Source organism: Bacteroides sp. D55t1_190419_B8 (genome assembly GCF_015558905.1).
In the GTDB taxonomy this organism is placed as follows: domain Bacteria; phylum Bacteroidota; class Bacteroidia; order Bacteroidales; family Bacteroidaceae; genus Bacteroides; species Bacteroides vicugnae.
Genome location: NZ_JADMOU010000058.1, coordinates 1 through 4262 on the forward strand (window position 1 = coordinate 1; position 4262 = coordinate 4262).

5 protein-coding genes and 1 pseudogene are annotated in these 4262 nt (G+C 40.4%); all 6 read left to right on the forward strand.

What is annotated here, in order from left to right; genetic code table 11:
- Positions 1–279 (forward strand): annotated as a pseudogene (locus tag I2I13_RS24220) (transcriptional regulator); the annotation flags it as partial.
- A 72-nt stretch (positions 280–351) separates the two neighbouring features.
- On the forward strand, positions 352–1239 hold the full coding sequence (gene rfbA / locus I2I13_RS24225; RefSeq protein ID WP_195650742.1) for a glucose-1-phosphate thymidylyltransferase RfbA: 888 nt from the start codon (positions 352–354) through the stop codon (positions 1237–1239).
- A gap of 48 nt (positions 1240–1287) precedes the next feature.
- Positions 1288–1857: a dTDP-4-dehydrorhamnose 3,5-epimerase gene (rfbC, locus tag I2I13_RS24230; protein ID WP_004325814.1), complete on the forward strand. Its 570-nt coding sequence runs from the start codon at positions 1288–1290 to the stop codon at positions 1855–1857.
- 5 nt (positions 1858–1862) lie between these two features.
- On the forward strand, positions 1863–2729 hold the full coding sequence (gene rfbD, locus I2I13_RS24235) for a dTDP-4-dehydrorhamnose reductase (protein WP_004325815.1): 867 nt from the start codon (positions 1863–1865) through the stop codon (positions 2727–2729).
- A 7-nt stretch (positions 2730–2736) separates the two neighbouring features.
- Entirely contained in the window at positions 2737–3813 is a 1077-nt protein-coding gene (gene rfbB, locus I2I13_RS24240; RefSeq protein WP_004325816.1) for a dTDP-glucose 4,6-dehydratase, read from the forward strand.
- Between the two features lie 14 nt (positions 3814–3827).
- Positions 3828–4082 carry a hypothetical protein gene (locus tag I2I13_RS24245; RefSeq protein ID WP_138294078.1) on the forward strand — a complete coding sequence of 85 codons (255 nt, stop codon included), beginning with the start codon at positions 3828–3830 and terminating at the stop codon, positions 4080–4082.
- Positions 4083–4262: the final 180 nt, after the last annotated feature.

The window sequence follows — 4262 nt, forward strand, 5'->3', positions numbered from 1 at the left end:
CGGTATATGGTAATGCGCGGTGAGAGCAGTCCGACTATCATTCCTGATGAACAAATGGCCCGTTTCCGTTTTATGCTTGACTATTCCGAAGAGGCAATCTGTATGAATAGCGCTCCTTTATCACGTGGTGAAAAAGTACGTGTTGTCAAAGGTCCTTTGACAGGACTTGTAGGAGAGCTTGTTACAGTAGATGGCAGAAGCAAGATTGCTGTCCGGTTGAATATGCTGGGGTGTGCTTGTGCGGATATGCCGGTTGGGTATGTGGAACCGTTTAAATAAACACAGAATAAAAGCTACTTTGTGTCTATCTCAAAACAGCTTACTTATTTTCTAAAATTGAAATAAGCTTTTATGAAAGGAATAGTTTTAGCTGGTGGTTCAGGCACTCGTCTGTATCCTATCACCAAAGGAGTGAGTAAGCAGTTGCTTCCTATCTTTGACAAGCCCATGATTTATTATCCGATTTCAGTCCTTATGTTGGCTGGAATCCGTGAGATCCTGATTATTTCCACTCCTTATGACCTTCCGGGCTTCAAGCGTCTCTTGGGTAATGGCTCCGACTATGGAGTACGTTTTGAATATGCCGAACAACCCTCTCCGGACGGTCTGGCACAAGCCTTTATTATCGGTGAAGACTTCATCGGCAATGATTCCGTCTGCCTGGTATTAGGTGATAATATCTTCTATGGCCAAAGCTTTACCCGCATGTTGCAGGAGGCTGTCCGTACAGTCGAGGAGGAGCAGAAAGCAACCGTATTCGGTTATTGGGTTGCCGATCCCGAACGTTATGGAGTTGCTGACTTTGACAAGGATGGGAATGTTTTGAGTATTGAAGAAAAACCAGAAAATCCAAAATCTAACTACGCTGTAGTGGGACTCTATTTCTACCCCAATAAAGTGGTGGATGTAGCCAAACATATACAACCCTCTCCCCGTGGAGAGTTAGAAATCACTACCGTTAATCAGGAATTTCTCAATGACCACCAATTAAAGGTCCAACTATTAGGCCGTGGCTTTGCCTGGCTTGATACCGGCACGCACGATTCTCTTTCCGAAGCCAGCACTTTTATTGAAGTGATTGAAAAACGTCAGGGATTGAAAGTCGCGTGTCTTGAAGGTATTGCCCTGCGCCATGGCTGGATAACAGCGGATAAAATGCGTGAACTGGCCAAGCCCATGCTAAAGAATCAATATGGCCAGTACCTTTTAAAAGTAATAAATGAACTGGGACTGGAATAATGCCATATTCCTTTCCGGTATCTAAATAACTAATAAACACTAATCACAGTGGAAATAATCAAAACTGCTATAGAAGGCGTTGTTATCATTGAACCCCGCCTTTTTAAAGATGACCGTGGTTACTTTTTCGAATCTTTCTCTCAACGTGAATTTACAGAAAAGGTTCGTAAGGTAGATTTTGTCCAGGATAATGAAAGTAAATCCAGCTATGGTGTTTTACGTGGTCTTCATTTTCAGAAACCACCTTATGCCCAGAGTAAACTGGTACGTGTCATTAAAGGCTCTGTCCTTGATGTGGCTGTCGATATCCGTAAAGGCTCACCAACATTTGGAGAGCATGTATCGGTGGAATTGACTGAAGAAAACCACCGTCAGTTCTTTATTCCGCGTGGATTTGCCCATGGCTTTGTTGTCCTGACGGAAGAGGTTATTTTTCAATATAAATGTGACAACTTCTATGCTCCCCAATGTGAAGGTGCCCTGGCTTGGGATGATCCCGCATTGAAAATCGACTGGAAGGTTCCTGCTGATAAAATAATCCTTTCCGGGAAAGACCAACATCACGAACGTCTGGAAGAAGCCGGCTGGTTATTTGATTATAACGAAAATCTGTATTAAGCTCAATGAATATTCTAGTGACAGGAGCTAACGGTCAGCTTGGCAATGAGATGCGCCGTGTGTCGTCAACCAGCTCCAACCAATATATTTTTACCGATGTGGGAGAGTTGGATATAACCAGTCGTGATTCTATCCGTAAAATGGTCAATGACAACCAAATTCATGTCATCGTTAATTGTGCTGCCTATACCAATGTAGACAAGGCGGAAGACGATTTCGCGACTGCTGATTTATTGAATAATAAGGCAGTGGAGAATCTGGCTATTGTAGCTAAAGAAACTGATGCTACCTTAATACATGTCTCTACGGACTATGTTTTTCAGGGAGACAGAAATGTCCCTTGTCGGGAAGATTGGGAAACTAATCCTTTGGGTGTGTATGGTAAAACGAAGCTGGCCGGTGAGCATAGTATACAAGAGGTCGGCTGTCATTATCTGATCTTTCGTACCGCCTGGCTTTATTCCCCTTATGGGAAGAATTTTGTAAAAACGATGCGACAACTCACATCTGATAAAGATACCCTGAAAGTAGTCTTTGATCAGGTTGGTACTCCCACTTATGCCGGAGACTTGGCCTCTGTTATCTATCAAGTGATTGAGGAGAATCAACTTTATAAAGAAGGTATCTATCATTTTAGTAATGAGGGTGTGTGTTCATGGTATGACTTTGCGAAGGAAATCTGTGACTTGAGTGGCAATGTGTGCGATATTCAACCTTGTCACAGCGATGAATTTCCCAGTAAGGTAAAGCGTCCTCATTTTTCTGTACTGGATAAAACAAAGGTGAAATCTACTTTTGGGATCACTGTTCCCTACTGGAAAGACTCTTTGCAGAAATGTATACATGAATTGAAACAACAATCAGCTTATTAAAATAGACATGAATTTCACACGAAATATATTGATCACGGGCGGAGCAGGCTTCATTGGATCACACGTTGTACGTTTGTTCGTCAATAAATATCCTGAATATCATATTATCAATCTGGATAAACTGACTTATGCTGGAAATTTGGCCAATCTGAAAGATGTCGAAAATCAACCTAATTATACCTTTGTAAAGGCCGATATCTGTGACTTTGATAAAATATTGGAACTTTTTAAGCTGTATCATATTGATGGAGTTATTCATTTAGCTGCTGAAAGTCATGTAGACCGTAGTATAAAAGATCCGTTTACATTTGCTCATACTAATATCATCGGTACCCTTTCTTTATTACAGGCTGCCCGGTTGAGTTGGGAATATCTTCCTGAATGTTACGAAGGTAAGCGTTTTTATCATATTTCTACAGATGAGGTTTATGGTGCTTTGGAATTCGATGGCACATTCTTTACGGAAGAAACTAAATACCAGCCCCATAGTCCTTATTCAGCCAGCAAGGCAGGTAGCGATCATTTTGTGAGGGCTTTTCATGATACTTATGGTATGCCTACTATTGTGACTAACTGCTCCAATAATTATGGTCCTTATCAATTTCCGGAGAAACTGATTCCATTGTTTATAAATAATATCCGTCAGGGTAAACCATTGCCTGTGTATGGTAAGGGGGAAAACGTGAGAGACTGGTTATATGTTGTGGACCATGCTAGGGCAATAGATTTGATTTTTCATAACGGAAAAACTGCTGATACTTATAATATTGGTGGTTTTAATGAATGGACAAATATTGATCTTATAAAAGTTATTATAAAGACAGTTGATCGTTTGTTAGGTAATCCGGAGGGTACTTCAGATCATTTGATTACTTATGTAACAGACCGTAAAGGACATGATTTGCGTTATGCAATTGATTCGAATAAGTTGAAAAATGAATTAGGTTGGGAACCCTCTCTTCAATTTGAGGAAGGTATAGAGAAGACAGTTAGATGGTATTTGGATAATCAAGATTGGATGGATGATGTGACAAGTGGGGACTATCAGGGGTATTATGAAGAGATGTATAAAAGGGGAGAATAATTTAGATGATGAACATGAATTTAGAGTTAATAGTACGACCGTACGTTGACAAAGTTGAAAAATGGGAGTTTGATGAGGTCGTTCTCGAATATTCGGGGGCTGTTAAAATTAGCTTTAAATATGGTGGGAGAAAAGTTGGCGATACTTTGACTTTTTGCAAGAAAGATCTTGCACGTGTTTTTCTAGATTTGCTAGGAGGCAGTGTGAAAGGTGATGATAAAATAAAATTAGTGTGCCAGGCTTGTCTTGATTTTAGTGAACATTGTTAATGTGCTATTGTTCTTCTCATTCCTATATCAAGAGTTGTGAAGTTAGCGTCCAAAAATGCCGTATAGTATAACCGATATAAAATCCAGATCTTTGCTTTCGTTAGTAAGCACTCACTGTATGGCTCTTGTCCCAACCTCTAATCTCTTTTACCTTTGTGTCGAACTTAAAAATCGACAACA